We start from the raw sequence: 26,274 nt of genomic DNA, 5'->3' as shown, positions 1-26,274 counted from the left end.
AGCGCGGGGCGGCCACGCCGGGCGGGGTGTCCGTGGTGCGCGCTAGGGTGCCGGGATGGCTTTCGACGTCGCCCGGGTCCGGGCCGCCTACCCTGCCCTGGGCGAGGGATTCGCCCACTTCGACGGCGCCGGGGGCACCCAGACCGCCGCCGCTGTCGTCGAGGCGGTGGCCGGCGCGATGCGCGCCGCGACGGGCAACCGCAGCACCGCCTTCCTGCCCGGCCGCCGGGCGCTGGGCCTGGTCGCCGGGGCGCGGGCCGCGGTCGCCGACCTGCTCGGCGCGCAGCCGTCGGGCGTGGTGCTCGGGCCGAGCGCCACAGCGCTGACGTACACGCTGGCCCGGACGCTCGGCGCCGGCTGGCGTCCGGGCGACGAGGTGGTGGTCTCCCGGCTGGACCACGACGCGAACGTCCGCCCGTGGGTGCAGGCCGCGCAGGCGTCCGGCGCCGCGGTGCGCTGGGCCGAGTTCGACCCGGCGACCGGCGAACTGCCCGCCGGCCAGTACGCCGACCTGGTCACCGAACGCACCCGGCTGGTGGCGGTGACTGCCGGCAGCAACGCGATCGGCACCGTGCCGGACGTGGCGGCGATCGCCAAGATCGCGCACGCCGCCGGCGCGCTGGTGTGCGTGGACGGCGTGCACTCGGTGCCGCACGGCCCGACCGATCTGGCTTCGCTCGGCGCGGACTTCCTGGTGACGAGCGCGTACAAGTGGTCCGGGCCGCACCTGGCGGCGATGGTCGCCGACCCGGCGCGCTGGGAGGCGCTGCGCCCGGCGAAGCTGCTCCCCTCCGCCGACGGGGCGCCGGACCGGTTCGAGTACGGCACGCCGAGTTTCCCGCTGCTGGCCGGCGTGACTGCCGCGGTGGACCACCTGGCCGGCCTGGATCCGGCCGCGACCGGCGACCGGCGGGAGCGGGTACGCGCCGGGCTGGCCGCCGCGCAGGCGCACGAGGAGGCCGTCTTCGACCGGCTGCTCGCCGGGCTGGCCGACCGCCCGTTCGTGACCGTGTACGGCTCACCCGCCCGGCGCTGCCCGACGGTGTCGTTCCGGGTGGCCGGACTGACCCCGGCGCAGACCGCGGCGGCGCTCGGCGAGGCGGGCCTGTGCCTGTCGAACGGTGACTACTACGCCTACGAGTACTTCCACGCCATGGGTCTGCGAGGCAGCGGCGGCGCCGTGCGGGCCAGTGTCTACCACTACAACACCGTCGACGAGGTGGACCGGCTGCTGGCCGAACTTGACCGGCTGGCCGGGCCCGGAGGGAGAATGATCCGGTGAGTTTTCTGGTCGAGGAGAACGCCGCCAAGCGCCGCTTCGAGATCCTGGTGGACGACGCGCTGGGCGGGTTCGCCGCCTACACGCTCCGGGGCGAGACGCTGGTCTTCACCCACACCGAGGTCGACGACCGGTTCCAGGGTCAGGGCGTCGGCGCGGCGCTGGTCCGGGGCGCACTGGACCAGGTCCGCGCCCGGGGCGGCCGGGTGGTGGCGCAGTGCCCGTTCGTGGCCTCGTTCATCGAGCGCCACCCGGAGTACGCCGACCTGGTGGTCGACGAGCCGTGAGGCCCGGCCCGGCCGGGGGACCTCCCCGCCCGGCCGGGCCGGGAGTCAGCGCGCCCCGGTCAGCACCTCGGCGGCGGCTCGCGCCGCGGCGGCGGTGGCGCCGTGGGTGGCCAGGTGCACCGCGCCGGTGACCAGCTCGGGCACGCCCAGCTCGACCACCACCGCGTCCGGGCGGGCGGCGAGCGCCCGGCGTACCGCGTCCCGCATCCAGTCGTGGCGGTGCAGGTCTCGTACCACGAGCACCAGCGGCCGGCCGGCGGGCGACGCGCCCGGGTCGGCCGGTACGGCGTCGGCGGCGTAGCGGGCGGTGGTGGTGCCGGGCGCCAGGTGGGCCAGCGGCGCGGCGATGCCCCACGGCGTCTCCTCGCCGATGGCGATGTTGCGCGGAGGCGCGAACTCCACCACGTGCGCCGGACCGGTCAGCGGCAGCAGCCCGGCGTCGCCGGTGATCCGTACCGCGCGGCGGGCGGCCGCCAGCCCGATCGGTGACCCGTCGGCGGACGGCGGGCCGGCGACCCGGCGGGCGCGGGCGGCGACGCTCCACGCGGCGAGCTGACCGACCCGCTTCGCCGCCTCGGCGAGCCGTTCCTCGGGCAGCTCCCCGCCGATCACCGCGGCGACGATCGCGTCGCGCAGCTCGCGGGCGTCCGCCTCGGTCGCCCGTTCCCCGCCCACGCAGATCGCGTCGGCGCCGGCCACGAGAGCGCGCACCGCGGCGCCGGCGAAGCCGTACCGGTCGGCCACCGCGCGCATCTCCACCGCGTCGGTGACCACCACGCCGCCGAAGCCCATCTCCTCGCGCAGCAGGCCGCCGAGCACGCGCGGGCTGAGCGTGGCGGGCAGCTCCGGGTCCAGCGCCGGCACCAGCAGGTGGCCGGTCATCACCGCCTGCGCGCCGGCCGCCACGGCGGCGCGGAACGGGGCCAACTCGACCGCGTCGAGGCGGGCCCGGTCGCCGCCGATGCGGGGCAGGGCGTGGTGCGAGTCGACCCGGGTGTCGCCGTGTCCGGGGAAGTGCTTGGCGCAGGCGGCGACGCCGCCGGACTGCAGGCCGCGTACCCAGGCGGCGGTGTGCCGGGCGACCAGGTCCGGGTCGGCGCCGAACGAGCGCACCCCGATGACCGGGTTGGCCGGGTTGGAGTTGACGTCGGCGTCCGGGGCGTAGTCGAGCGTGACGCCGACGGCTGCCAGTTCGGCGCCGAGGTCGCGGGCGACCTCCTCGGTCAGGGCCGGGTCGTCGACCGCGCCGAGCGCGTAGTTGCCGGGACGGGAGCTGCCCCGGGCGGACTCGATCCGGGTGACGTCGCCGGCTTCCTCGTCGATCGCCACGATGACGTCGGGCCGCTCGGCGCGCAGGGTCGCGGTGAGCGTGGCGACCTGCTCGTGGTCGACGACGTTGCGGGCGAACAGGACGACCGAGCCGAGGCCCTCGCCGAGCCAGCGGCACACCCACGGCGGCGGTGTGGTGCCGACGAAGCCCGGTTGCAGGACGGCGGCGGCGAGCGCCGCCAGGTCTCCGGTCGATCCCACGGTCCGCTCGCTCATGTGCTGTCGTACCCCCGTCTCCCCCACGGACCCGCCAGGGCCGGCGGGTGCTGCCATGGTCACACCGCGCAGCTAAATAGTCAACAATCCTTACTGTTAGCCGCTGGCGCCCCGCGACGGCCCGTGGGAGAGTTCCCACATGCCCGCTCTGCCGCTCGCCGACGCCACCAGCGCCGCCGACATCCCCGGCGTACGCCTGCTCGGCCTGGTGGTCGGCGGCCTGTTCCTGCTGATCGCGATCCGGGCCATGTTCCGGCGCTGATCCCGCGCCCGCCGGGTTGGAGCCCGCCGCCGGGGGTAGGGCTTGCCCTGTCCGGACACGACGAAGCCGTCCGGTCGCAGCGGAGAGGGCACACCATGAAGATCGGCTACTTCCTGTCCAGCGAGGAGTACACCCCGGCGGAACTGCTGGCCCAGGCGCGCGGCGCCGAGCAGGCCGGCTTCGAGGCACTGTGGATCTCCGACCACTACCACCCGTGGGTCGACGCGCAGGGCCAGAGCCCGTTCGTCTGGTCCACCATCGGGGCGCTCAGCCAGGTCTGCCGGCTGCCGGTGACCACGGCGGTCACCTGCCCGACCATGCGCATCCACCCGGCCGTGATCGCGCAGGCGGCGGCCACCAGCGCGGTGCTGCACGAGGGTCGATTCGTGCTCGGGGTGGGCACCGGCGAGGCTCTCAACGAGCACATCTTCGGCGACGCCTGGCCGCAGACCGACGTGCGGCTGGAGATGCTGGAGGAGGCGGTCGAGGTGATCCGCGAGCTGTGGCGCGGCGAGTTCGTCAACCACCACGGCAAGCACTACACGATCGAGCACGCCCGGATCTACACCCGGCCGGACACGCCCCCGCCGATCTACGTCTCGGGGTTCGGCCCGAAGTCGATCGAGCTGGCCGGCCGGATCGGCGACGGCTACGTCAGCACCATGCCCGACGCCGACATGGTGCGCCGGTTCCGCGAGTCCGGCGGCGGCGACAAGCCGTGCCAGGGCGGCTTCAAGGCGGCGTACGCCGACACCGCCGACGAGGGCGCGCGGATCGCGTACGAGCGCTGGCCCAACGCGGGCGTGCCGGGCGAGCTGTCCCAGGTGCTCCCCTCGCCCCGGCACTTCGAGCAGGCCGCCGAACTGGTGCGGCCCGAGCAGGTGCGGGAGGCGTTCGTCTGCGGCCGCGACGCCGACGCCCACCTGGAGATGATCGACGAGTACGCCAAGGCCGGCTACGACGAGGTCTACGTGGCGAACACCGGCCCGCACTGGCAGGGCCTGTTCGACCTGTACCGGCGCGAGGTACTGCCCCGGCTCCGGTGAGCCGGGCGGCGGTTTCGCGCGGGATCGCCGGGGGTAGCTGAGGCGCTTGATGAAACTGACCACGCACTCCACCAGCCTGCGCCGGGCGGCGCGGAACCTGTTCGGCTGGACCGCGCTGCGGCCCAACCAGCTCGCCGCCATGCGCGCCGTCATGAAGCGCCGCGACGCCCTGGTGGTGCTGCCCACCGGCGCCGGCAAGTCGGCGATCTACCAGATCCCGGCCAGCCTGATCCCCGGCCCGACGGTGGTGATCTCCCCGCTGCTGGCGTTGCAGCAGGACCAGATCGCCGCGCTCAACGAACGGCAGCGTCCGGAGCTGCGCGCGGTGCGGATCAGCTCGGACGAGAGCGCCGCCCAGCAGGCCGAGGCGATCGAGGACATCCGCGCCGGGCGCGCGGAGTTCCTGTTCATCACGCCGGAGGCGCTGAGCAACCCGGACCGGCTCGCCGAGGTACGCGAGCTGAAGCCGGCGCTGGTGGCGATCGACGAGGCGCACTGCATCTCGGCGTGGGGTCACGACTTCCGGCCGGACTACCTGGCCCTCGGTCACCTGATCGACGGTCTGGGCCGGCCGCCCGTGGTGGCGCTCACCGCGACCGCCTCCCCGCCGGTACGCGACGACATCATCGCCCGGCTTCGGCTGCGCGAGCCGGAGGTGGTGGTCTCCGGGCTGGACCGGCCGAACCTCTTCCTGGAGGTGGCCCACTGCCCGACCGAGGACTACCGGTGGCGTCGGCTCATCGCGCTGCTGAGCGACGACGAGCGGCCCGGCATCATCTACGTGCCGACCCGCAGGGCGGCCGAGGAGCTGGCCGAGCGCCTCACCGGCGCCGGCTACCCGGCCGACTTCTACCACGGCGGCATGCCCACAGCGGCCCGGCACGAGCTGCACGAGGCGTTCCTGGCCGACCGGGTGCCGATCATGGTGGCCACGTCGGCGTTCGGCATGGGCATCGACAAGCCGAACATCGCCTGGGTGGCGCACATGGCGCTGCCCGACTCGCCGGACAGCTACTTCCAGGAGATCGGCCGGGCCGGACGCGACGGCTCGCCCGCCCGGGTGCTGCTGCTGTGGCGCTCCGAGGACGTCGGCCTCCAGCGCTACTTCAGCGGCGGCCTGCCGGACGAGAAAGAACTGACCGAGCTCGCCGCGGTGCTGCGCGGCAAGGCCCGCAACCGCAAGGAGCTGCGCGAGCTGACCGGCCTCGGCCCGCGCAAGCTGGGGCAGTACCTGTCCCTGCTGGAGCAGGTCGGGGCGGCCGAGCCACGGGCCAAGCAGCGTATCGGCGCGCCCCGGTACGCCCCGGCCGCCGCCGAGTCCGGCCGCGCCGCGCTGGCCGAGGCGGAACGGCAGCAGACCGTGACCCGGTCGCGTACCGACATGATGCGCGCGTTCGCCGAGACCACCGGCTGCCGGGGCCAGGCCCTGCTGGCGTACTTCGGTGAGCAGATGAACGAGGTCTGCGGGCACTGCGACAACTGCCACGCGGGCACCAGTGTGGCGGGTGACGGCGCCGTCGGGCCGTTCCCGGTGCACAGCCAGGTACGCCACCCCGAGTGGGGCGCCGGCCTGGTGCTCAGCTACGAGGAGGACCGGATGACCGTCCTCTTCGACGAGGTGGGCTACAAGACGCTGTCCGTGCGCGTGGTGTCCGAACAGGGCCTGCTGGAGCTGGACTAGCCTGACCCGGGCGCCGCGGGGGCGCCCGTCGACAACGACGACCACGGCGAAAGGGGCCTGATCGTGATCGAGCAGCCGGCGTACACCCGGTTCGGCGTCTCCGACGAGGAGTGGGGACTGCTTGTGGGGCTGCCGCAGTCGGTGCTCACCGCGGCGGCCGCCGCCGAGTCCGACGGCACCCGCCGCACCATGGCCGAGAACGCCGCCGGGCTGGAGACCATCGCCGCCGGCCGCGAGTCGGCCAGTCCGCTGGTCGCCGCGGTGGCCGGTGAGATCGTCGACCGGGTGGGCGACCCGGAGACCGGCGCGGAGCTGCCGGTTCTCACGCCGCAGGATCCGAAGGCGATGATCGAGGACGTGCTGGGCCGGGCCGGGCAGGCGTCCGCGCTGCTCGCCGCGCGGGTGGACGAGGGGCAGGCCGGAGCGTACCGGCACTGGCTGGTGGAGATCGCCGAGCAGGTGGTGGGCGCGGCCTCCACCGGCGGCATCCTCGGTCTGGGCGGCGACGCGGTGACCGATTCCGAGCGCCGGTTCCGGGACCGGCTGGCCCAGGTGCTGAACGACTGAACGGACTCCTAACAGAAGGCTCGCAGGTCCGTCAATGACGGACATCACGCCCCACCGGTGTCGCTTTCGGGCCCCGTGGGGCGTCCTGCTTACAGCAGGAGTGACGAGCCACGGGGGGTCGTTGATGGACGGGAAGCTGCAACGTCAGGTCCTCGACACGGAGGTGCTGCCGCCACCGGAGCGCTTCGGCATGTGGCTGGACATGATGGCGAGCACGCCGACGCCGCTGCGGGTGCACACCGCGCACGCCGACGACTTCGTCGCCCGGGCCGAGTTCATCGACCTGGGCCGGATGCAGCTCATCCGCTACCGCTACCCCTCGGTGGACTGCGTGCGCACCTCGAAACTGATCCAGCGCTCCGACCCCGACTACTACCTGCTCGCGCTGACGCTCAGCGGGACCAGCCAGGCCGACCAGGAGGGGCAGCGCGCCCGGTGCCGCCCCGGCGACCTCACCTTCTACGACTGCTCCCGTCCACACGAGGTCAGTCACCACGCCGACGCCGCCGGGCCCGGGTACGCCCGGTCGATCGTGGCCCTGATGCCGTACGACGCGCTGCCGTTGCCGCCCCGCCGGCTCGCTCCCCTGTTCGCCGGCCGGATGTCCGGCTCCGAGGGTGTCGGCGGCCTGGTCGCCGACTTCCTCGTCCGGATCACGACGAACCCCGAGCAGTACCACGCGGCCGACGCGGAGCGGCTCGGCGCCGTCGGCCTGGACCTGGTCGCCACGCTGCTCGGCCGCAACCTCGTCTCCGAGGACGCGGTGCCCACCGAGGTCCGGCGGCGTGCCCTGCTGGCCCAGGTGCGCGCGTACGTGCGCCAGCGCCTCGGCGACGCCACGCTGGACCCGGGCGCGGTCGCCGACGCGCACCACATCTCGGTGCGCTCGCTGCACCGGCTCTTCGAGGACGAGGAGACCACGGTGGCCGCCTACATCCGGGACGAGCGACTGGCCCGGTGCCGTCGTGACCTCGCCGACCCGGCGCTGAGTGACCGCTCGATCCAGGTCATCGCCGCCCGCTGGGGTTTCCGGGACAAGGCGCACTTCAGCCGGGTCTTCCGGGCCGCGCAGGGTGAGACGCCGCAGACGTACCGGGCTCGTCACCTGGAATCGGCACGGATCGTCAACAGCACGGCATCCGCCGTCAACCTGTCCCGTACATACTGAAACCTGGGCCACCGCTCGCGGTGGCCCACGGATATCGGGGGGCCGGGCGTGGCGTCCGCGGCGGTCCCGGCCGCGGGCGGCCCCGCCCGGTAGGTGCCCCCGGACCGCACCGGCGGCCGAGGTTTCCGGCCCCGTCGTGCATCCCCCCCAGGACCGACGGGGCCGGTCGGCGGTCAGCCGGCCTCCTCCTCCAGCAGCGCCAGCACCGACTTCTCCACCGCCTCGCGCGGCATCTCCGGCTGCACCGGCGCCAGAACCCCGTCGTGGTAGAGGTCGACCACGCGCGGGTCCACGTACGAGGTCCGGGCCACCGTCGGGGTGTTGCCGAGCAGGTCGGCCACCGACCGCATCACCGCCGCCACGGCCCGCTTGCGGGCGGTCGCGGAGCGCTGCGGACCGACTGTGGCCAGTTCGGCGGCGGCCAGTACCGTCGCGTGCCAGGTGCGGAAGTCCTTCGCGGTCATCTCGCCGCCGCTGGCGTCGCGCAGGTAGTCGTTCACCTCGTCGCTGCGCACGTCGCGCCAGGCCCGGCCGTCCCAGTAGCCGAACAGCCGTTCCTGGGCGCGCCGGCGGCGGCGCAGGTTGAGCAGCACCCGGCACAACTCGGCGTCCTCGATCCGGCGGACCTGGTCGATGCCGCCCTTGGCCGGGAACTCGAACACCACGCAGCCGCCCCGCGAGCGGGCGTGCTCGGGGCGCAGCGTGGACACCCCGAACGTGGGGTCGTCGCCGGTGGCGTACTGGTCGCTGCCGACCCGGAACGCGCCCATGTCGAGCAGCCGGGCGACGGTGGCCAGCACCCGCTCCCGGCGCAGTCCGCGCAGCGACAGGTCGTGCGTGACCCGGTCGCGCAGCGCGGGCAGCCGGTGGGCCACCTCCAGCACGTGGTCGAACTTGGCCTCGTCGCGTTTGCGCCGCCAGCGCGGGTGGTAGAGGTACTGCTTGCGGCCCGCCGCGTCGATGCCGGTGGCCTGGATGTGACCGTTCGGGTACGGCGAGATCCACACGTCCCGCCAGGCGGGCGGGATCACCAGCTCGCGCAGCCGGGCCAGCTCCCCGGCGTCGCGCACAGGCTCGCCGGCCGGGTCGAGGAACAGCCAGCCCTTGCCACGCCGCCGGCGCGCGTACCCCGGCCGGCCCGGATCGCTACGCCGCAACCGCACCGGAGACCCGTTCCACGTCGACCACCGCAGCCACCACCTCGTCGATCCCGATGGCATCCAACGTCGGGTGGGTTCCTACCCTGCCCGACCCGGTCGAATCCCGGTTGACGGTGGTGCGCTCGACCGCACCCAGCGCCCGGTGCCGGGGCCGGTCCGGCGGTGGACCCCAGTGCGCGGCCGGCACCGGCCCGAACAGCACCACCGACGCGGTGCCGTAGCCGGTGGCGAGGTGGGCCACGCCGGTGTCCCCGCTGACCACCAGCCGCGCGCCTGCGACGAGCGCGGCCAGCTCGGCCAGTCCGGTCCGGCCCGCCAGCACCGCCGCCGGCGGCAGCCCGGCGTCGCGGGCGACCCGCTCGGCCAGCGCCCGCTCGTCCGGCGAGCCGGTGACCGCCACCCGGTGCCCGCGCGCGGCCAGCTCCCGGGCCAGCCCGGCGAACCGGTCCGCCGGCCAGCGCTTCGCCGGGATCTTGCTGCCCGGGTGCAGCAGCGTCACGCCGGCCGGTACGCCGGTCACCGCCGGACGCCGCAGCGCCAGGTCCCCCGGGTCGGCCGGCAGGCCGTACGCGTGCAGCAACCGGCACCAGCGGCGGACCTCGTGCTCGTCGTCGTCCCAGACCGGGCCGTCCGGGTGGCCGGCGTCCGGGTTGCGGTGGGCGAGCAGCCGGCCGGGGCGGACGGCGGCCAGTGCCCGGTGCGACAGCGGCCCGCGGCCGTGCAGGTTGACCGCCACCTCGGGCGGCGGGCCGGTCCAGGCGATCCGGTCCGGCCCGGTGGTGGGCAGCACCCGGTCCACCGCCCCGGTCAGCTCCGCGAGCGGCGCCAGCCAGGCCGGGGCGGCGAGCACCAGCTCCCGGCCCGGCAGGCCGGCGCGCAGGCCGCGCAGCGCCGGCACGGCGGTGGCCAGGTCGCCGACCCCGAGCGCACGCAGCACCAGGATCACGGGTACGAGGACTCCTGCGCGGCGCAGACCACCATCTCGCGTACCGCGCAACCGGCCGGCTGGGACAGCGCGAACATGACGGCGGCGGCGGTGTCGGCCGGCTCGTTGAGCACCGCGTCCGGGCCGGGGCGGTACTGCGCGTCCCGCTCGTCGAAGAACGCGGTCCGCATCCCGCCGGGGATCAACAGCGTCACGCCGACCGCGCCGGCCAGTTCGGCGGCGAGCGCCCGGGTGAAGCCGACCACCCCGAACTTCGCCGCGCAGTACGCGGTCGCGTCGCTGACCGCCTTCACCCCGAGCGTGGAGGCCACCGTGACGATGCTGCCCCGGGACGCCTCCAGCCAGGGCAGCGCGGCCCGGATCACCGCGGCCGTGGCGAGCAGGTCCACGGTGACGATCCGCTCCCAGGTCTCCGCCGGGATGTCGGCCAGCTTCCCGGGGACGTCCATCCCGGCGGCGGTGACCACGGCGTCCAGCCCGCCGGAGCGTTCCGCGAGATCGCGGGTGGCGGCCTCGGCGGCGCGGGTGTCGGCCAGGTCGCACTCGGCCCAGGGCACCCCGTCGGCGGGACGCTGCCGGTCCAGCACCAGCGGGCGTCCGCCGGCGCGGGCCACCGCGGCGACCACGGCCGCGCCGAGCCCGCTGGAGCCGCCGGTGACCAGGACGGTCGGCCCGGCTCCGGGCGCGCCGGCGCTCACGCCGCCACCGTCGGACCGGCGGGCGCGACCGCGCCTGGTCGGATGCGTCGCTCGTTCATCGTGCTCCCTTCGCCGTGGACCGGACCTGCGCGGCAGCCTCGGCCGGGTCGACCGGCGCGGCCGGCCAGCCGCCGCTGCCCCGCCCGGCCCGCGCCGCCGCGATCATGTCGGTGGTCGAGCGCCCGTCGAGGTACGGCACGACCACCGTGTGACCGCCCCAGCGGGCCAGGATCTCCGTCTCGGGCAGCGTCTCCGGGCCGCCGCCGCTGGCGTAGTCGCCGCCCTTGACCCAGATGTCCGGGCGCAGCCAGGACAGCGCCGCCTCCGGGGTCGGCTCGTCGAAGATCAGCACCGCGTCGACGCAGCCGAGCGCGGCGAGCAGCCGTCCCCGGTCGCCCTGCGGCACGACCGGGCGCTCCGGGCCCTTCAGCCCGGCCACGCTGGCGTCGGAGTTGAGGCAGACCACCAGGCAGTCGCCGAGCTGCCGGGCCGCCTGGAGCGTCGCCACGTGCCCGGCGTGCAGCAGGTCGAAGCAGCCGCCGGTGGCCACCACTGTGCCGCCGGCCGCGCGTACCCGGGCCACCACCTCGCCGGCCGCCCCGGCGCCGATCCGGTCCCCGCCGCCGGTGACCACCGCGGGGGCCACCGCCCGCACCGGTGCGGGCAGCGCGGCGGCCACGCCGCCCCCGGCCACGTACGCCGACGCCTCGGCGACCGCCTCCTGCACCGCCTCGGACACCAGCGCGCCCCGGGCCAGCGCCAGCGTCGCGGTGGCCGCGAACCGGTCGCCCGCCCCGCAGGTGTCCCCCTCGGCGGGCGGCGCCGGCACCACCAGGGGCGTGGAGCCCGCGTGGCTGAGCAGGGCGCCGTCCCCGCCGAGCGTCACCGCGACCGCGCGCGCCTGCCAGCGGCGGCGCAACGCGTGCGCGCTGCGCGACGCGACGGCCAGGCGGGAGCCGCCCGGCGGCGTCTTGGCCAGCTCGCGGGCCTCCGGCTCGTTCGGGGTGGCCAGGTGCACGCCGGGAACGGCGGCCGGCCCGCGCGGATGCGGATCCCACACCACCGGCGCCCGGGTGGCGGCCAGCGCGGCGCGCAGCGCCGGATGCCCCGCCACGCCCCGGCCGTAGTCGCTGACCAGCACCGCGGACGCGTCGGCGAGCAGCCGCAGCACGGCGTCGCTCGGCTGACCCGGCGCGCCGGCCGTCCCGCCCCGGTCGTGGCGCAGCAGCACCCGGCCGCGCGCCCGCAGCCGGACCTTCTCCGGGGTGGTGCCGGCGAGCGGAAGCGCGTACAACCGGACCCCGGCGGCGGCGAGCAGCGTGCCCAGCCGCGCCCCGCCCGCGTCGTCGGCGACGGCGGTGACCAGCGCGACCTCGGCGCCCTGCGCGGCGGCGAAGACGGCGGCCAGGCCGGCGCCGCCGGGACGGTCCACGGATACGGTCTCGTCCAGCACCGGCACCGGGGAGTCCGGGCAGAGCCGGTTCACCAGACCTTCGACGTCGCGGTCCAGCAGCGTGTCACCGAGCACCACCACCGGTCCCCTCATGCCGCGCCTCCCCGGCCGGCCGGCGCCGTCGGGTCCGGCTCGGTGAGATCCGGCTCGTCGACGACGACCTCGACGCCGGCGCGTACCGGCCCGGCCGCCGGCTGGGCGGCGAGCGCGGCGGGCAGCGCCAGTTCGACGTACTCGCAGAGCACGTGCGAGGCCACCAGGTGCAGTTCCTGCACCACCTGCCCGTCCGGCGAGTCGATCGCCAGGTGCTCGTGGCAGAGGTCGGCGAGGGGGTTGGGTGCGGGTCCGGTGAAGGCCCAGCAGCGTAGGCCGGTCTGGTGTGCGGCGTGGGCGGCGGTGAGGAGGTTGGTGCTGGTGCCGCTGGTGGTCATGAGGAGGAGGTGGTCGTGGGGTCGGCCGTGGGCGCGGACCTGCCGGGCGAAGGTTTCGTCGTATCCGTAGTCGTTGGCGATGGCGGTGAGGGCGCTGGTTTCGGCGTGCAGTGCGATGGCGGAGAGGGGTTGGCGGTCGTGGCGGAGTTTGCCGACGAGTTCGGCGGTGAGGTGCTGGGCTTCGGCGGCGCTGCCGCCGTTGCCCGCCACCAGCAGCCGGCCACCGGCGGCCAGCCGCTGCGCCAGTTCCGCACCCCAGCGGGCCAGCATCTGTTCCGCCTCCCGCAGCGGCAGCAGCGCGGCGGCCAGCAGGCTCAGGTGGTCCTCCAGCACCGTTGCGCCGGCGTCCGGCGTCCCGGCCGCCATCAGGCGACCACCCGGGTCGGGCGGCGCACGGTGGCCACCTCGCCGTACAGCTCGGTGAGGCGGTCCGCGGTGGTGGCCCAGGAGTAGCGGGTGCGGGCCCGTTCCAGCGCGGCGGTGGCGTAGGCGAAGCGGCGGATCCGGTCGCCGAGCAGGCCCCGGAGGGCCGCGCCGAGCGCGGCCGGCTCACGCGGCGGCACCAGGTCGCCGGTGCGTCCGGCAACCACCGTGTCGATCAGCCCGCCGACCGCAGTCGCGACCACCGGCACGCCGCAGGCCATCGCCTCCAGCGGGGTGAGCCCGAACGGCTCGTACCAGGGGGCGGCGACGAGCACGTCGGCCGACCGGTACCAGCGGCCCATCTCCTCCCGGGGGACCGCGCCGACCAGCCGTACCCGGTCTGCGACGCCGAGCGAGTGGGCCAGCGCGCGCAGGCGCAACGCGTACGGGTCGGTCTCCAGCAGCCCGGCCGGCGGCCCGCCCACGACCACGCACTCGGCGTCCGGCACCTCGGCGACGGCCCTGATGACGTCCTGGAAGCCCTTGCGCTCGACCAGCCGGCCGACGGTGAGGATGCGGGCCCGGCCGCCGTCGCGATCGGCGACCGGGCCGAGCGGGGAGAACGTCGTCAGGTTCACCCCCGACGGCACGACGGTCATCCGGGACCGGGGCACGCCCATCCGGACCAGTTCGGCGACCTCGTCCTGGCACTGGGCGACCACCCGGTCCACCGAGCGGCCCAGCTTCCGCTCGTGCTCGGCCCGGCCGGGTGGGCTGGTGTCCTGCACGCCCTGGTGGCGGCGCTTGACGGTGCCGAGCGCGTGGTACGTCTGCACCACCGGCACGCCGGCCCGGCGGGCCGCGGCGAGACCCGCCAGCCCGCTCATCCAGAAGTGCGCGTGCACCACCTCGGGCTGCCAGTCGCCGGTGCGCCACCGGTCGGCCAGCCACTGCCCGAACGCCGGCATGTACGGCAGCAGGTCGTCCTTGGCCACCGGTTCGGCCGGCCCGGCCGGTACGTGCACCACCTCGTACCCGTCCGGGGTGCGGACGCTCACCGGCAGGTCCACCGCGTCGAGCCGGGTGTAGACGCGCACGTCGTGACCGGCGGCCGTGAGCGCGGCGGAGAGCTCCGCGACATGCGTGTTCTGGCCACCGGCGTCCTCCCCGCCGAGGACGGCGAGCGGGCTGGCATGCTCCGAGATCATCGCGATGCGCATACTTCCTCCTCCAGCAGCCGGTCCCAGTCGGCGAGGAATCGCTCCAGGCCGTAGCGGTCCCGGGCGGCGGCCCGGGCCACAGCGCCCGCCCGGCGGGCGGACTCCGGTTCGTCCAGCAGGCCACGGGCGGCGTCGACGAGCGTGTCGACGCGGGTGGACAGCGCGCCCGCGGCAGGCGGCACCGCTTCCACCGCTTCGGTGGTGGCCAGTGCCACCACGGGCATGCCCATGGTCATGGCCTCGATGAGGCTGAGGCCGAGTGAGGTCCAGCGGCACAGGTGCAGGTACGCGCGCCGTTTGGCGAGTTCGGCGTGCATGGCGTGCTGGGGCACGTCGTCGTGGCTGATCAGCCGGTCCTCGGGCAGGCCGAGGTGGGCGGCGAGACCGTCCACCTTCATCCCGTAGACGTCCAGCGGCGCCAGCGCGGCGAACCGGGCGAGCAGGTCGGTGCCGGTGACGCGCCAGCGGCGTACCGGCTCGTTGATCACGACGGCGAGGCGGTCGAGTTCCCCGGTCCACTCCACGTTCGGTGGTACGACGCCGTGGTCGACGACTGTGGTGCGGGTGCCGCCGTTGTCCCAGAACAGTTCGTTGAACGCGGTGACGTGGGTGAGGAGCAGGTCGTCGCGGTCGGCCATGGGGTGGCGGGTGTTCGGTACGTCGCCTTTCGGGGTGTTGTGCTCGACGTAGATCGCCGGCACGTCGCGGCCGGGTCGGCGGCCGAGCCACTCGGCTGCCAGGTCGAGTTCTTCCGGGCGTTGCAGGATCACCAGGTCCACGTCGGTGTGGCGTAGGTCCTCGGGAGTGACCTCCATGGCGCTGTCCGGCCACGGATAGGTGCGGGCCCGGCCCAGCCCGTACGGGCCGCGATCAGGGGTGACCGGCACCAGGTAGCGGTGCTTGCCGTGCACGAAGGACGTCGTCCACGACCCGTGGACGTGCCACAGCAGGATGTTCATCCGGCCACCCCGCCCGCGACCGGTGCCGGCACGCCGATCAGCCGCAGCGCCTCCAGCACCCGCCCCGGCTCGACCGCTGACAGGCACGGGTGCCCGGGAACCGGGCAGACGGTGGCACGGGTGTCCCGGCAGGCGGCACCCGCGTCACCGAGCCGTACGGTCGGCACCCGGTACGGCCCCCACTGTCCGAACGGCACCGTCGGGGCGAACAGGCTCACCACCGGCACACCGAGTGCCGCGGCCAGGTGCGCCGGCCCGGTGTTGCCGACCACCAGCGCGCCGGCTCCGGCGATCACCGCCGCCAGGTCGTCCAGCCCGGTCCGCCCGCCCAGGTCGACGCCGCCGGCCGCGGCGACGCGCGCGGTCAGCTCCCGCTCGTCCGGCCCGCCGGTGACCACGACCCGGTATCCGGCGGCGCCGAGCACGCGGACCACGCGGGTGGCCAGTTCCTCCGGGCAGGCGCGGGTCTCCACCGAGGATCCCGGGTGCAGGACCACGTAGCCGGGCGCCCCGGCCTCGGCCGCGGGCGGCGGAAGCCGGTCGGTGCGGATGCGCAGCGCCGGTTCGTCGTGGTCGGGCAGCGCGAAGCCGGCTGCGGCGGCGAGGGACAGGGCGCGTTCGGGTTCGGGTACGCCGGCCGGGACGCGGTGGCGTACGTCGAGCAGGCTGCCGGGGTAGTCGTCGCTGATGGCGCTGATCCGGTGTACGCCGGCCAGGCGTAGCAGCAGGGCCAGGGGAAGGGCGGACTGGTGGAAGGAGGTGAAGACGACCGCCTCGTCGGCGCGTACCGCGGCGAGCCGGTCGGTCAGCGCGCGCACGGCGCCGGGGTCGACCGGCGGGGCGGGCGCGTCGATCCACGGCAGCGGTGCCTCGATGATCTCGTCCACGCCGGGTAGCAGCTCGGCGGCGGCCCGGCCGCGTGGCCCGCACAGCAGCACCACCCGGGCCGCGCCGGCCGCGACCGCCCGGATGCCCGGACCGGTCACCAGCACGTCGCCCGCCGCGTCGCTGCGCACCACCAGCACTGTGCCCCGGCGCGACCGTCCCGCGGGCTGCGGCGCCGCCGTCAGGCGCATCCGGGCCAGCACGATGCCCACCGCGTCCGGCAGGTCGGCGGCGACGGTGGGCGCGGCGGCCACCTCGGCGGCCCGGGTGGCGGGCGTGGGCACCATGATCGCTGCGGCGCCGGCCGCGGCGGCGGCTGCCGTGTCCGCGCCGATGTCCCCGATCAGTACGCACCGGGTCGGCGTGGTCCCGAGCGCGGCCGCGGCTTCGTGCACCAGCCCGGGCGCGGGCTTGCGGCAGGCGCACCCGTCGGCCTCCGCGTGCGGGCAGATCGCCCAGTGGTCGAAGGGCCCGAGCAGCTCCTCCACCCGGGCGTTGACAAGGCGCAGGTCGTGCGCCGTGAAGCAGCCCCGGGCAAGACCGGACTGGTTCGTCACCACCGCCAGTCGCAACCCGGCGGCCCGCAACCGGTCCAGCGCCTCCCGGGCGCCGGGCACCGGTCGTACCTTCTCCGGGTCGCCGTTGTACGGCACGTCCTCCACCAGCGTGCCGTCCCGGTCCAGCAGGACGGCGTCGTACAGGCCGGACGGGAACCGGTCAGCACCCGGGTCAACCCGGGCTGACCTGCACTGATCCCGCTCCTGGTCCCGTCGCACGGGCGGCGGGTTCCCGAGGCCCCGAGGAGTAAACGTCGACGTCGGCGCCAGGCGTCCCCGCCGGTGCCGCACGACCGGTGCACGCCCTGCCACGACCTGCCCGGTCCGGCGATACCCGCCGCCCCGGAGAAGCTAACCCGTCCGCCGTTAGCGACCGCCCTCACCGGGGTACCGCTCGGTGATGGCGGTTGTGGAGAAGGTGATCGACGCGCCCCCGGAGCAGGTCTTCGAGGTGCTCGCGGACGGGTGGACGTACAGCGACTGGGTGGTGGGCACCGCGCACGTGCGGGACGTGGACGACACGTGGCCGCGCGTCGGCAGCAACCTGCACCATCGGGCCGGGCCCTGGCCGTTCTCGCTCCAGGACAAGTCGACGGTGCTGGAGTGCCAGGCGCCCCACCGGTTGGTGCTGCGCGCGGGGCTGTGGCCGGCCGGCGAGGCGATCGTGGCGTTCGCCCTGGAACCGCTGGAGGGCGGCCGGACCCGGGTGACCATCGGCGAGGACTTCGCCGCCGGTCCGCTGCGATGGGTCCGGACCAAGCTCAACGACCTGGTGCTGCATCTGCGCAACCGGGAGACGCTGGCCCGGCTCTCCGACATCGCGACGAGGCAGAAGCCGGAGCGGTGATCGATCGGTGGCGGGGCGTCTGTGCGGCCGCCGCCCGAGGGACTGGCTACCCTCTCAGGTGAACCTGTCGGCTGACCGAGGATGTCCGTGATGATCGAACCCGTGCAGTTACCCTCCCCGTGGGGGGATGCGCGCCTGACCGTCGTCGTTCCGACCTACAACGAGGCGGGCAACCTCCCGGTGCTGGTCGAGCGCCTCCTCGCGCTGCCGCTGCCGGGGCTGAAGGTGCTGGTCGCCGACGACAACTCCCCGGACGGCACCGGTGAGGTCGCCGACAAACTGGCCATCGAGCACCCGGAGCGGGTGACGGTGCTGCACCGCCCGGGCAAGGAGGGTCTCGGCCGGGCGTACGTGGACGGCATCGGACGGGCGCTCGACGACGGCGCGGACTTCGTCGCCCAGATGGACGCCGACCTGTCGCACCCGCCGGAGGCGCTGCCCGGGATGCTCGGCGCGCTGCTGTCCACCCAGGCTTCGGTGGTCATCGGCTCGCGCTACGTGCCCGGCGGTGAGCTGGACGAGAACTGGCCGCTGTACCGGCGCGCGCTCAGCGGCTGGGCCAACCTCTACGTGCACACGCTGCTGCGGGTACGCATCCGCGACCTGACCGCCGGGTTCAAGATCTGGCAGGCCGATGCGCTGCGCGCGATCGGGCTGGACCGGGTCCAGTCGAACGGCTACAGCTTCCAGGTGGAGATGCACTACCTCGCCACCAAGCTCGGCCACACGATCCTCGAGGTGCCGATCCGCTTCGAGGAGCGCCGCGACGGCGACTCGAAGATGACCACCGCCACGAAGATCGAGAGCGCGCTGATGCCGTTCAAGCTGCGCAGCCGGCACCGCAACCTCGACTCCTGACCGCTCCCGCACTTCATCGCGCCCTCACGCCGCGTCACCGTCACCGCGCGTGAGGGCGCGTTCATCCGGCCACATCGCCCGTCGCCGCCTTTGCTCTGCAGCCGTCGGCGCAGCACCGCTCTGAGCAGGGGCGCTCGCCGGACCGCCGCCGTGCCGCAAACGCACGCTTGGCACGGCGCGTAACCGATGCCTATCAGGCTGCAGAGCAAAGGCGGCGGTGCGGTCATCCCGCCGGGGCGGTGCCGAACACTGAGCGTGCCCCACCTGAACGGCCGCCGACCGAGCGAGTGCGAGCCCGGCGATCAGCGCATCGGCGGAGTCGACCGGTCAGCCGATGCACCGCGAGCGCCTCGCCCCAGCCAAGCCCGTAGATCTTGGTAGGAAACAGCCCCTCTGGGGGCACTTTCCTACCAAGATCTCTGGCGCTCCCGGGATGTGGGCTGCTGTCTCGTGCGCCGGGATCGTCCGGCCCGTCGGCGAGGTCGCCGGGTGTTCCACAGTTGGGGCGGGCGGCGGTCAGCCTCGGCGGGAGCGGCGGTGGTGGAGATGCGGTCGGGTCAGCGGTAGACGGTGCGGTGGGCGGCGGCGATCGTCCGGGCGTACACCGGGCCGGTGACGGCCCGGTCGCGGGCCAGCGCGGCCCGCGCCGCGTTCGCCCCCGGCGCACCGTGGACGCCGCCGCCGGGGTGCGCGGAGGCGCTGGCCAGGTAGAGCCGGTCCACCGGGGTGTCGGCCCGGCCCAGGCCGGGGATCGGCCGCAGGAACAACTGCTGGTACGCCGCGGCCGTGCCGCCGCCGAGCGCTCCCCCGACCAGGCTCGGTTCGGCGGCCTCCAGGTCGGCCGGGCCGGCCACGTGCCGCCCGACGATCGACGCCCGGAAACCGGGCGCCGCCGCCTCCAGCACCTCCTCCATCCGCTCCACGTGCCCCGCCACCTCCTCGGCCCGCCAGTCCCGGCGGAACGGCAGATGGGTGTAGGCCCAGAGCGACTCGGTGCCGGGCGGTGAGTGGCTCGGGTCGGCCACCGACATCTGCCCCACCAGCAGGAACGGATCCCGCGGCAGCTCGCCGCGGGCCAGCTCGGCCGCGTACGTGGTGAGGCCGTCGAGGTCTGCGCCCAGGTGCACGGTGCCGGCACCGGCCAGGTCGCGGTTCTTCCACGGCACCGGCGCGGACAGCGCCCAGTCGACCTTGAGCGTGGAGCCGTCCCACTTGAAGTGCGCCAGGTCCTCGACCATCCGGGGCGGCAGCGCCGCCGCGCCGACCAGATCGAGGAAGAGCGCCGGCGCGGGCACGTCGGCGAGCACCGCGCGCCGGGCCCGCCAGTCGGTGCCGCCCGCGGTGCGTACGCCCATCGCCCGGCCCCGGGCGGTGAGCACCCGCTCCACCCGGGCGCCGTACGTGATCCGCCCCCCACGCTCGACCAGACGGGTCACGAGCGCGTCGGTGATCCGCTGGGCGCCGCCGACCGGCACCGGCCAGCCGACCTGCTGGCCGAGCATGGCGAGCAGCCAGCCGTACACCCCGGAGCCGGCCTCCTCCGGGGACAGGTCGGTGTGCAGGGCGCAGCCGGCCAGCAGCACCGTGCCGCCCTCGCCCTCGAACAGCTCGGCGCCGAGCTTGCGGACCGGGAGCACGAGGCGGCGCGCGAGCCGGAGCGCCCCGCCGACCCGGAGTTGCCGCAGCAGGCCCAGCCCGCCGCGTACCGGCGGGAACGGGGTGGTGATGGTCTGCAGCATCGGCTCGGCGACCTGGCACCAGTCGGCGTACGCGTGCCGCCAGCGCTCCCCGTCGCCGGGCGCGAACGCCTCCAGCGAGGCGGCGGTGACGTCGAGGTCGCGGTTGACCACGGCCGCCCGCCCGTCCGGGAGCAGATGCGCCAGCACGTCCGGCGCGTGAGTCCAGGACAGGCCGTGCCGTTCCAGGTCCAGCCCGTCGAGCACCGGGGAGGCGTAGCCGAGCGGGTAGAAGGAGCTGTAGAGGTCGCTGAGGTAACCCGGCGCGGTCACGTACGCGGAGCGGACGGCTCCGCCGGGCGCCTCGGTGGCCTCCAGGACCTCGACGTCCCAGCCGGCGTCCACGAGCAGGTTCGCGGCCACCAGCCCGTTGTGCCCGGCCCCGATGACGACGGCGTCTGCGGTGGAGGTCATCGGATCCGCCTACCCGGCCGGTCACCGGGCGAAACGCGTTTGTCCCGCCCAGGCCGGGGCAAGCACGGCCGCATGTACACGGTTGCGCAGCTCATTGGTGGAGTGTGGGGCGCCGGCGGCGAGGGCGGCGAGATGGTCGTCCACGATCCGGCGGACGGGTCGCCGGTGACGCGGGCCCCGGTGGCCACCGCCGACGAGGTGGCCAAGGCGGTGGAGGCGGCGCGGGGCGCGGCGGCGGAGTGGGCGGCGACCGCACCCGCGGAACGGGCCGCGGCGCTGCACCGGGCGGCGGACGCGGTCGAGGCGGCGGCCGGGGAGCTGGCCGAGGCGACCACAGCGGAGATGGGCAAGCCGCTCGACGACGCGCGGGGCGGGGTGGCGGCGGGCGTCGGCACGCTACGACAGTACGCCGAGCTGGCACCGGTCCGGGGCGGCCGGACGCTGCACGGCGGCCACGACGCGCTGGATTTCATGGCCCCCGAGCCGCGCGGCGTGGTCGCCGCGATCACCCCGTGGAACGACCCGGTGGCGGTGTCCTGCGGACTGCTCGGCGCGGCGCTGGTCACCGGCAACGTGGTGGTCTACAAGCCGAGCGAGCGGACCCCGGCGACCGGCTGGCTGCTGGCCCGGGCGCTGGACTCGGCGTTGCCGGCCGGGGTGCTGTCGCTGCTCACCGGCGGCGGCGAGGTGGGCGCCGCGCTCGCCGGGCAGGAGCTGGACGTGATCGCCCACGTCGGTTCCACGGCCACCGGCCGGGCGATCGCCGCCGCGGGCGCGCGCACCGGGGCGAAGGTGCTGCTGGAGAACGGCGGCAGCGACCCGCTCGTGGTCGACGCGGACGTCGACCCGGTCTGGGCGGCCGAACAGGCGGCGCTGGGCTGCTTCGCCAACGCCGGTCAGATCTGCGTGGCGGTGGAGCGGATCTACGTGCACCGCGATGTCGCCGAGGGTTTCGTCGACGCGCTCGTGGCGCGCGCCGAGGCGCTCACCGTGGGCCCCGGCCGTGACGCGGGCACGCAGCTCGCGCCGCTCGTCGACCGGCGGCACCGGGACCACGTGCACGGGCAGGTCACCGCCGCACTCGCCGACGGGGCCCGGGTACGCACCGGCGGCGTGCTGCCCGACGGGCCCGGCGCGTTCTACCCGGCAACGGTGATCGAGGGCTGCCGCCACGACATGGCGCTGGTCCGCGAGGAGACGTTCGGGCCGGTCGCCCCGGTGGTGGTCGTCGACTCGTTCAGCGAAGGGCTGCGCTGTGCGGCCGACTCCCCGTACGGCCTGGCCGCCACCGTGCTGACCGGCTCGATGAGCCACGCCCAGCGCGCCTGGCGGGAACTGCCGGTCGGCACCGTAAAGATCAACTCGGTGTTCGGCGGGGCGCCCGGCGGGGCGGCCCAGCCGCGCCGGGGCAGTGGTCAGGGCTTCGGGTACGGCCCGGAGCTGCTGGACGAGTTCAGCAGCGTGAAGGCGGTGCACCTGGAGGCGCCGGGCGGCGGCCACTGGTGAGAGCGTACGACTGAGGCCGGACGACACGAGCCCGGGACCGCATCGGTCCCGGGCTCGACGCGTACCCCCAGGGTTCAGCGACCCCCGCGGGCCTTGCGGGTCGCGTTGTTGTTGGCCTTCTCGATCGCCTCGACCAGTTCCGGTTTGGTCATCCTGGACCGGCCGCGCACGTCCAGCTTCTTCGCCACCTCCATGAGGTGGTCCTTGGTGGCGTTGGCGTCCACCCCGCCGGCCGTCTTCGCGCGCCGGGCCGGGCCGCCGCCCTCGGCCTGCTTGTCGCTGGGCCCCTTGCGGCCCTTGGGCTCCCAGTGGTCACCCACCTTCTCGAACTCGTGCTTGACCGCGGCGAAGGCGGTGCGGTGCGCCCGCTCCCCCTCGCCGTACGTCTCGACCGCCGAGTCGTGCGTCTTCTCCCAGGTCCGCTGCGCCTTCGCCGGGGAGCGCCGCAGCGTGCTGGGCAGTACCTCGCGCCCGGGCATCTCGTCCTCCTGGAGTCTCGATCGGGTGTCTGGTGTGGTTCCCGCCCGCCCGGCGGGCAAACCGGCACCCGGTTTGTCGATTTCCGCCCGGGGGTACCGCCCGCCCACGCCCGGTGGCACGGGCCTGGAGGAGGCGGACATGACCGTGACGACACCCCAGACGGCCGGCGGCCGGACGCGGTCCCGTCTCCCCCGGCGGATCCGTCAGCTCAACTGGCGTACCTGGCGGGGCGTGCTGGTGCGTAGCGGCAAGGGTTTCGTCACCGACAACTGCGCCGACTGGGCGGCGGCGCTCACCTACTACGGGGTGCTGGCGCTGTTCCCGTCCACGATCGTGGTGGTCGCACTGGTCGGCCTGGTCTCGGACGGCCCGCGCACCGTCGACACCGTGATCGACCTGGCCCGGGAGATCGGCGCCGGCTCGGTGGTCGGCAACGACGCGTTCGTGGGCGTGGTGCGCAACGTGGTCGAGCAGCAGGGTTCGGCGAAGGTGCTGCTCAGCTTCGGTCTGCTCGGCGCGCTCTGGTCCGCGTCCGGATTCATCGGCGCGTTCACCCGCGCCTCCAACGCCATCTACGCGGTGCGGGAGGGCCGGCCGTTCTACCGGCTGCGTCCGTTGCAGATCGGCATGGCCGCGGTGACGATCGTACTGCTCGCGGTGGTGGCCACCGGGCTGATCGTCAGCGGCCCGGTCACCGACGCGGTCGGCGACCTGCTGCACGCCGGTGCGGTGGCCCGCACGACGTGGTCGGTGGCGAAGTGGCCGCTGCTCGCGGTGGTCGCCATGACACTGCTGTCGCTGCTGTTCTGGATCGCGCCGAACGTGCGCCAGCCGCGGTTCCGCTGGCTCACCCCGGGCGGCGCGCTCGCGCTCGTGGCCTGGGTGCTCGCCTCCTTCGGTTTCGGCCTGTACGTGGCCAACTTCGGCTCGTACGACGTCACCTACGGCAGTCTCGGCGCGGTCATCGCGTTCCTGGTGTGGCTCTACCTGTCCAACTGCGCGTTGATGCTCGGCGTCCAGGTGAACGCCGAGCTGCAACGCGGGCGGGCGATGCAGGCCGGGGTGGAGGAACCGGACGACCCGGTGCTGCCGCCGCGCGCCCCGGCCGACGAGGACAAGGCAGAGAAGGCGGACGGGGAGAAGACGGCCGACCGGTTGCCGCCCGGATGACCGGCTCCCCCGGCCGGCGCCGGTTTACCGGCGGCCCCCCGGGGCATCTCCCAAGGTATGGAACGTGGCAGCAGCAAGCACTCGCCCAGGGTCGACGACCAGATGAGCAGCGAGGTCAGCGGTCTCGTCCAAGGCGCCGGCACCGGCGGTTCGCGGGCCGAGGAGTTCCGGGTCCCGGAGCCGGCCGGCGAGGACCAGCCGGAGGCCACCACGGCGCCGGCCGGGGAGCTGCGCAGCGGCGCGCCGCAGGGCATGAGCTCCGAGGACGTCGAGGCGCGCAGCCGTCTGGGGCGGTTCATCACGATGACCGCCCTGCCCGGCGACCGGGAGGCGCTGCTTGCCAACGCGCGGGAGAACGAGGCGCCGGCGGACATCGTCGCCGCCCTGGAGACCCTGCCCGAGGGCACCCGTTACCAGACGATCTCCGAGGTGTGGGCCGCCCTCGGGCACAGGAACGAGACGACGCGCTGGTGAGCGGGCCGGCCCACGGCCCGTACGAAGACACCCAGCGGAACAGGAGGAACCCCGACATGAGCGGCGTTACCGAGCACGTGGACGTTGACGTACCGATCCGGACCGCGTACGACCAGTGGACCCAGTTCGAGGAGTTCCCGCACTTCATGGAGGGCGTGCAGGAGGTCCGGCAGCTCTCGGACACGATGACCCACTGGACCGTCGAGATCGCGGGCGTGAAGCGCGAGTTCGACGCCGAGATCACCGAGCAGCTGCCCGACGAGCGGGTGGCCTGGCGCTCCACCGGGGGCACCCAGCAGGCGGGCGTGGTGACCTTCCACCGCCTCGACGAGGGGCACACCCGGGTCACGCTCCAGATGGAGTTCGAGCCGCACGGCGTGGTCGAGAAGGCCGGCGACAAGCTGGGCGTGGTCGACCGGCGCGCCAAGGGCGACCTGGACCGGTTCAAGCAGTTCATCGAGCGACGCGGTCAGGAGACGGGCGCCTGGCGCGGCGCGGTCGACCGGCCGACCCCCTGATCCATCCCCCGTACCCGAGTTTCGATGGCCGCCGGCGATGCCGGCGGCCATCGCCGTGCCCGGCCGTTTGCGGTCATCCGGTCCGGGTACCGCAGGGGAATGACCGACAACGACCGCCAGTGGCGCGACGAGGACCGTACTCCCCTGCACGAGCTGGACCAGGCCATCGCCCGGTCGGCCACGGACGGCCAGGGCGACGACGTCACCGCCAACGACGCCGGCGAGGAGGCCGCGTTCGGCCACGGCCCGGAGGCGGTGGACCGGGGCGCCGGCCCGGAGGCCGAGCGCCGTGAGATGACCGACGCGGACCGGGCCTACCGGCCGTCGACGATCGGGCGGACCGGCCCGGACAGCATGTGATTCCGCCGGCTGCGGGCATCCGTGCCGATGCCCGCAGCCGCCGGATTCATGCTCGGCCGAAACGACAAAAAGTGCGGTACGGACAGCCGGAAAAACGGACAGCCCATCTAGAATCGGCCGAACGGCTGACGGCACTCCCCCTGATGCGCGCAAGACTTTCGGGATGCAACAGGGCTCCGGTTTCCTCTCCAACCGTCAGCGCAAGCTCGCCTGGCTGGGCTTCCTGCTCGCCGCCATCCAGGCTCCGGTCTCCGCCCGGTTCACCGAGGACAGCTCCTGGCTGTTCAGCCTGGTGGTGGCACTGATGGTCGCGACCGTGATCATCGCCGACGACGGTGCCCGCCGTCGCCCGGCCGAAGCCCGCTCCTCCGACTGAGTCAGCCCGTGCCGGGACGCGCCTCGTGCCCCGGCACCCCCCGGCTGCGGCGGCGCTCCTTCATCTCCGCCTCGTAGAGGTGCCGCCGGCCCTCGACCAGCTCGTCGCGGGCCTGCCGGTCCAGCTCCCGGAAGAGCGCGTAGTACCCGTCGTCGAAGTCCTCGACGATCTGGAACGTCCACCGCCCGGCGATGACGTTGCGGCCGAGCATTTCCCTGTCGATCCGCTCGGCGAGCGCCGGATGACCGGCGGAGCGGAACATCTCCACCGCGTCGTCGAGCATCAGGTCGGCGTGGCCGATGAGCTGGTGCAGCTCGTACAGGTGGCCGCGGGCCCGCTCGACGCACTCCAGGGCCTCGCTGAGCTTGCCCAGCGCCTCGACCGTGGCGTCACTCACTCCGTCCGGGCGCCGGTGTGCCCGGTCCGGTCCGTCGGCCCGCTGTCCCATCGTGTCCCTCCGTGACCCCGATCGTGTGGTCTGCGTACCGGACTTCTGCCCCCGCACGGGCGACTCAATCCCGGCGGAGGAGGCGACCGCTCCCCCGGACGACCCGGGCATCCGCCGCTCGGCCGAGGTCGGCCCGCGGTGACCGGCGATAGCCTCGGACACCATGCGCGTGCCGAACAACCGGGTCGCGACCCGCTCCGCGGCGGTGGCCGCGCGGTCGACCCTCACCACGCTTACCGCCGCCGTCGGCACCGCCGGCCTCGCCGCGGCCCACGCCAACCCCGGGCTGCTCGCCGAGGTCGACCAGCACGCGGCGGGGGTGCGCGACAGCCTCGACGGCGACCGCTGCCCGCTGACCGTGGCGGCGCTCGCCGGGTACGCCGAAGGGCTCCGCGACGCGGCGTCGGAGCACGGGTGGACGCCACCCGCGGAGTCTGTGGACTGGTCCGAGCCGGACTGGGTGCTCACCCGCCTGCTCGCGGTCTGCCTGCTGGCCCGCGGGCTGGACCCGCGTCACCTGGCCTGACCCGGAGACGGCTACGGGGCGCCCGCGATCGCCCCGCGGACACCCCGTCACCCG

General features: G+C 74.8%; 28 protein-coding genes. 16 read left to right on the top strand and 12 right to left on the bottom strand.

The window, feature by feature from the left end; genetic code table 11:
• Positions 1–55 precede the first annotated feature (55 nt).
• Both GA0070562_RS19380 and GA0070562_RS19375 read left to right on the top strand, forming a co-directional pair.
• A complete protein-coding gene (locus GA0070562_RS19380) occupies positions 56–1,282 on the top strand; it encodes a cysteine desulfurase-like protein (protein WP_091424043.1) in 1,227 nt (408 codons plus the stop codon).
• Positions 1,279–1,566 carry a GNAT family N-acetyltransferase gene (locus GA0070562_RS19375; RefSeq protein WP_091424039.1) on the top strand — a complete coding sequence of 96 codons (288 nt, stop codon included), beginning with the start codon at positions 1,279–1,281 and terminating at the stop codon, positions 1,564–1,566. Before GA0070562_RS19380 ends, GA0070562_RS19375 begins: the two co-directional genes overlap by 4 nt.
• 45 nt (positions 1,567–1,611) lie before the next feature.
• On the opposite strand, the gene GA0070562_RS19370 is transcribed toward GA0070562_RS19375, so the two are convergent.
• Positions 1,612–3,111, bottom strand: coding sequence for a glycoside hydrolase family 3 protein (locus GA0070562_RS19370; protein ID WP_091424036.1), 1,500 nt, complete (start codon positions 3,109–3,111; stop codon positions 1,612–1,614).
• A 139-nt stretch (positions 3,112–3,250) separates the two neighbouring features.
• Between GA0070562_RS19370 and GA0070562_RS30935 the strand changes: the two genes are divergently transcribed.
• From GA0070562_RS30935 to GA0070562_RS19350, 5 genes are all read left to right on the top strand, one after another.
• Positions 3,251–3,373 (top strand): hypothetical protein, encoded by a 123-nt coding sequence (locus GA0070562_RS30935; RefSeq protein WP_255474080.1) that lies wholly within the window; start codon positions 3,251–3,253, stop codon positions 3,371–3,373.
• 95 nt (positions 3,374–3,468) lie between these two features.
• On the top strand, positions 3,469–4,419 hold the full coding sequence (locus tag GA0070562_RS19365; RefSeq protein WP_091424033.1) for a TIGR03557 family F420-dependent LLM class oxidoreductase: 951 nt from the start codon (positions 3,469–3,471) through the stop codon (positions 4,417–4,419).
• A gap of 49 nt (positions 4,420–4,468) precedes the next feature.
• A complete protein-coding gene (locus GA0070562_RS19360) occupies positions 4,469–6,100 on the top strand; it encodes a RecQ family ATP-dependent DNA helicase (protein WP_091424030.1) in 1,632 nt (543 codons plus the stop codon).
• A 63-nt stretch (positions 6,101–6,163) separates the two neighbouring features.
• Complete coding sequence (locus tag GA0070562_RS19355; protein WP_091424027.1) at positions 6,164–6,667, top strand: hypothetical protein; 504 nt, start codon at positions 6,164–6,166, stop codon at positions 6,665–6,667.
• Between the two features lie 124 nt (positions 6,668–6,791).
• Positions 6,792–7,835, top strand: coding sequence for an AraC-like ligand-binding domain-containing protein (locus GA0070562_RS19350; protein ID WP_091424024.1), 1,044 nt, complete (start codon positions 6,792–6,794; stop codon positions 7,833–7,835).
• A 173-nt stretch (positions 7,836–8,008) separates the two neighbouring features.
• On the opposite strand, the gene GA0070562_RS19345 is transcribed toward GA0070562_RS19350, so the two are convergent.
• The 8 genes from GA0070562_RS19345 to GA0070562_RS19310 are packed head-to-tail and all read right to left on the bottom strand — an operon-like array spanning position 8,009 to position 16,651.
• Positions 8,009–8,998 carry a DNA topoisomerase IB gene (locus GA0070562_RS19345; protein WP_091424021.1) on the bottom strand — a complete coding sequence of 330 codons (990 nt, stop codon included), beginning with the start codon at positions 8,996–8,998 and terminating at the stop codon, positions 8,009–8,011.
• Positions 8,982–9,941 carry a glycosyltransferase family 9 protein gene (locus tag GA0070562_RS19340; RefSeq protein WP_091424018.1) on the bottom strand — a complete coding sequence of 320 codons (960 nt, stop codon included), beginning with the start codon at positions 9,939–9,941 and terminating at the stop codon, positions 8,982–8,984. Before GA0070562_RS19340 ends, GA0070562_RS19345 begins: the two co-directional genes overlap by 17 nt.
• Positions 9,938–10,639, bottom strand: coding sequence for an SDR family oxidoreductase (locus GA0070562_RS19335; RefSeq protein WP_091424016.1), 702 nt, complete (start codon positions 10,637–10,639; stop codon positions 9,938–9,940). Before GA0070562_RS19335 ends, GA0070562_RS19340 begins: the two co-directional genes overlap by 4 nt.
• 55 nt (positions 10,640–10,694) lie before the next feature.
• Entirely contained in the window at positions 10,695–12,185 is a 1,491-nt protein-coding gene (locus tag GA0070562_RS19330) for a PfkB family carbohydrate kinase (RefSeq protein WP_091424012.1), read from the bottom strand.
• Positions 12,182–12,889: a D-sedoheptulose-7-phosphate isomerase gene (locus tag GA0070562_RS19325; RefSeq protein WP_091424009.1), complete on the bottom strand. Its 708-nt coding sequence runs from the start codon at positions 12,887–12,889 to the stop codon at positions 12,182–12,184. Before GA0070562_RS19325 ends, GA0070562_RS19330 begins: the two co-directional genes overlap by 4 nt.
• Positions 12,889–14,106: a glycosyltransferase gene (locus tag GA0070562_RS19320; RefSeq protein ID WP_091424004.1), complete on the bottom strand. Its 1,218-nt coding sequence runs from the start codon at positions 14,104–14,106 to the stop codon at positions 12,889–12,891. The genes GA0070562_RS19325 and GA0070562_RS19320 overlap by 1 nt, the downstream gene beginning before the upstream one ends.
• Complete coding sequence (locus tag GA0070562_RS19315; RefSeq protein WP_091424001.1) at positions 14,091–15,065, bottom strand: glycosyltransferase; 975 nt, start codon at positions 15,063–15,065, stop codon at positions 14,091–14,093. The genes GA0070562_RS19320 and GA0070562_RS19315 overlap by 16 nt, the downstream gene beginning before the upstream one ends.
• Complete coding sequence (locus GA0070562_RS19310) at positions 15,062–16,651, bottom strand: HAD-IIIA family hydrolase (protein ID WP_175438807.1); 1,590 nt, start codon at positions 16,649–16,651, stop codon at positions 15,062–15,064. The genes GA0070562_RS19315 and GA0070562_RS19310 overlap by 4 nt, the downstream gene beginning before the upstream one ends.
• Positions 16,652–16,907: 256 nt before the next feature.
• On the opposite strand from GA0070562_RS19310, the gene GA0070562_RS19305 reads away from it, so the two are divergent.
• Entirely contained in the window at positions 16,908–17,354 is a 447-nt protein-coding gene (locus tag GA0070562_RS19305; protein WP_091423995.1) for an SRPBCC family protein, read from the top strand.
• A 90-nt stretch (positions 17,355–17,444) separates the two neighbouring features.
• Positions 17,445–18,212, top strand: a complete 768-nt coding sequence (locus GA0070562_RS19300) for a polyprenol monophosphomannose synthase (protein ID WP_091423991.1) — start codon at positions 17,445–17,447, stop codon at positions 18,210–18,212.
• 557 nt (positions 18,213–18,769) lie between these two features.
• Here GA0070562_RS19300 and GA0070562_RS19295 read toward each other — a convergent pair.
• Positions 18,770–20,362: a phytoene desaturase family protein gene (locus GA0070562_RS19295; protein WP_091423987.1), complete on the bottom strand. Its 1,593-nt coding sequence runs from the start codon at positions 20,360–20,362 to the stop codon at positions 18,770–18,772.
• 72 nt (positions 20,363–20,434) lie between these two features.
• On the opposite strand from GA0070562_RS19295, the gene GA0070562_RS19290 reads away from it, so the two are divergent.
• Positions 20,435–21,868 (top strand): aldehyde dehydrogenase family protein, encoded by a 1,434-nt coding sequence (locus GA0070562_RS19290; RefSeq protein WP_091423982.1) that lies wholly within the window; start codon positions 20,435–20,437, stop codon positions 21,866–21,868.
• A 74-nt stretch (positions 21,869–21,942) separates the two neighbouring features.
• Here GA0070562_RS19290 and GA0070562_RS19285 read toward each other — a convergent pair whose 3' ends face one another.
• Positions 21,943–22,347 (bottom strand): ChaB family protein, encoded by a 405-nt coding sequence (locus tag GA0070562_RS19285; RefSeq protein WP_091423977.1) that lies wholly within the window; start codon positions 22,345–22,347, stop codon positions 21,943–21,945.
• Positions 22,348–22,486: 139 nt separating this feature from the next.
• Between GA0070562_RS19285 and GA0070562_RS19280 the strand changes: the two genes are divergently transcribed.
• The 5 genes from GA0070562_RS19280 to GA0070562_RS19260 all read left to right on the top strand — a co-directional run bounded on the left by GA0070562_RS19280 (position 22,487) and on the right by GA0070562_RS19260 (position 25,246).
• Entirely contained in the window at positions 22,487–23,518 is a 1,032-nt protein-coding gene (locus GA0070562_RS19280) for a YihY/virulence factor BrkB family protein (protein ID WP_091423974.1), read from the top strand.
• A gap of 57 nt (positions 23,519–23,575) precedes the next feature.
• Positions 23,576–23,992 carry a DUF2795 domain-containing protein gene (locus GA0070562_RS19275; protein WP_091423971.1) on the top strand — a complete coding sequence of 139 codons (417 nt, stop codon included), beginning with the start codon at positions 23,576–23,578 and terminating at the stop codon, positions 23,990–23,992.
• Positions 23,993–24,048: 56 nt separating this feature from the next.
• On the top strand, positions 24,049–24,510 hold the full coding sequence (locus tag GA0070562_RS19270) for an SRPBCC family protein (RefSeq protein ID WP_091423965.1): 462 nt from the start codon (positions 24,049–24,051) through the stop codon (positions 24,508–24,510).
• Positions 24,511–24,609: 99 nt separating this feature from the next.
• On the top strand, positions 24,610–24,870 hold the full coding sequence (locus GA0070562_RS19265; RefSeq protein WP_030499857.1) for a hypothetical protein: 261 nt from the start codon (positions 24,610–24,612) through the stop codon (positions 24,868–24,870).
• A gap of 163 nt (positions 24,871–25,033) precedes the next feature.
• Complete coding sequence (locus GA0070562_RS19260) at positions 25,034–25,246, top strand: hypothetical protein (protein WP_018784964.1); 213 nt, start codon at positions 25,034–25,036, stop codon at positions 25,244–25,246.
• Between the two features lies 1 nt (position 25,247).
• Here the strand turns inward: GA0070562_RS19260 and GA0070562_RS19255 are convergent, their stop codons facing one another.
• On the bottom strand, positions 25,248–25,694 hold the full coding sequence (locus tag GA0070562_RS19255) for a hypothetical protein (RefSeq protein ID WP_091423956.1): 447 nt from the start codon (positions 25,692–25,694) through the stop codon (positions 25,248–25,250).
• A 163-nt stretch (positions 25,695–25,857) separates the two neighbouring features.
• On the opposite strand from GA0070562_RS19255, the gene GA0070562_RS19250 reads away from it, so the two are divergent.
• Entirely contained in the window at positions 25,858–26,220 is a 363-nt protein-coding gene (locus tag GA0070562_RS19250; RefSeq protein WP_091423954.1) for a DUF6401 family natural product biosynthesis protein, read from the top strand.
• The last annotated feature ends 54 nt before the right edge of the window (positions 26,221–26,274 follow it).

It is taken from the genome of Micromonospora tulbaghiae (assembly GCF_900091605.1).
Classification (GTDB): Bacteria; Actinomycetota; Actinomycetes; order Mycobacteriales; family Micromonosporaceae; genus Micromonospora; species Micromonospora tulbaghiae.
This window is presented reverse-complemented; position numbering and strand designations above follow the sequence as displayed.

Coding starts and splice junctions, on each gene's coding strand:
- GA0070562_RS19380 (WP_091424043.1), top strand. CDS start 56: ATGGCTTTCGACGTCGCCCGGGTCCGGGCCGCCTACCCTGCCCTGGGC.
- GA0070562_RS19370 (WP_091424036.1), bottom strand. CDS start 3,111: ATGAGCGAGCGGACCGTGGGATCGACCGGAGACCTGGCGGCGCTCGCC.
- GA0070562_RS30935 (WP_255474080.1), top strand. CDS start 3,251: ATGCCCGCTCTGCCGCTCGCCGACGCCACCAGCGCCGCCGACATCCCC.
- GA0070562_RS19365 (WP_091424033.1), top strand. CDS start 3,469: ATGAAGATCGGCTACTTCCTGTCCAGCGAGGAGTACACCCCGGCGGAA.
- GA0070562_RS19360 (WP_091424030.1), top strand. CDS start 4,469: ATGAAACTGACCACGCACTCCACCAGCCTGCGCCGGGCGGCGCGGAAC.
- GA0070562_RS19350 (WP_091424024.1), top strand. CDS start 6,792: ATGGACGGGAAGCTGCAACGTCAGGTCCTCGACACGGAGGTGCTGCCG.
- GA0070562_RS19330 (WP_091424012.1), bottom strand. CDS start 12,185: ATGAGGGGACCGGTGGTGGTGCTCGGTGACACGCTGCTGGACCGCGAC.
- GA0070562_RS19325 (WP_091424009.1), bottom strand. CDS start 12,889: ATGGCGGCCGGGACGCCGGACGCCGGCGCAACGGTGCTGGAGGACCAC.
- GA0070562_RS19320 (WP_091424004.1), bottom strand. CDS start 14,106: ATGCGCATCGCGATGATCTCGGAGCATGCCAGCCCGCTCGCCGTCCTC.
- GA0070562_RS19315 (WP_091424001.1), bottom strand. CDS start 15,065: ATGAACATCCTGCTGTGGCACGTCCACGGGTCGTGGACGACGTCCTTC.
- GA0070562_RS19305 (WP_091423995.1), top strand. CDS start 16,908: ATGGCGGTTGTGGAGAAGGTGATCGACGCGCCCCCGGAGCAGGTCTTC.
- GA0070562_RS19300 (WP_091423991.1), top strand. CDS start 17,445: ATGATCGAACCCGTGCAGTTACCCTCCCCGTGGGGGGATGCGCGCCTG.
- GA0070562_RS19295 (WP_091423987.1), bottom strand. CDS start 20,362: ATGACCTCCACCGCAGACGCCGTCGTCATCGGGGCCGGGCACAACGGG.
- GA0070562_RS19290 (WP_091423982.1), top strand. CDS start 20,435: ATGTACACGGTTGCGCAGCTCATTGGTGGAGTGTGGGGCGCCGGCGGC.
- GA0070562_RS19285 (WP_091423977.1), bottom strand. CDS start 22,347: ATGCCCGGGCGCGAGGTACTGCCCAGCACGCTGCGGCGCTCCCCGGCG.
- GA0070562_RS19280 (WP_091423974.1), top strand. CDS start 22,487: ATGACCGTGACGACACCCCAGACGGCCGGCGGCCGGACGCGGTCCCGT.
- GA0070562_RS19275 (WP_091423971.1), top strand. CDS start 23,576: ATGGAACGTGGCAGCAGCAAGCACTCGCCCAGGGTCGACGACCAGATG.
- GA0070562_RS19270 (WP_091423965.1), top strand. CDS start 24,049: ATGAGCGGCGTTACCGAGCACGTGGACGTTGACGTACCGATCCGGACC.
- GA0070562_RS19265 (WP_030499857.1), top strand. CDS start 24,610: ATGACCGACAACGACCGCCAGTGGCGCGACGAGGACCGTACTCCCCTG.
- GA0070562_RS19260 (WP_018784964.1), top strand. CDS start 25,034: ATGCAACAGGGCTCCGGTTTCCTCTCCAACCGTCAGCGCAAGCTCGCC.
- GA0070562_RS19255 (WP_091423956.1), bottom strand. CDS start 25,694: ATGGGACAGCGGGCCGACGGACCGGACCGGGCACACCGGCGCCCGGAC.
- GA0070562_RS19250 (WP_091423954.1), top strand. CDS start 25,858: ATGCGCGTGCCGAACAACCGGGTCGCGACCCGCTCCGCGGCGGTGGCC.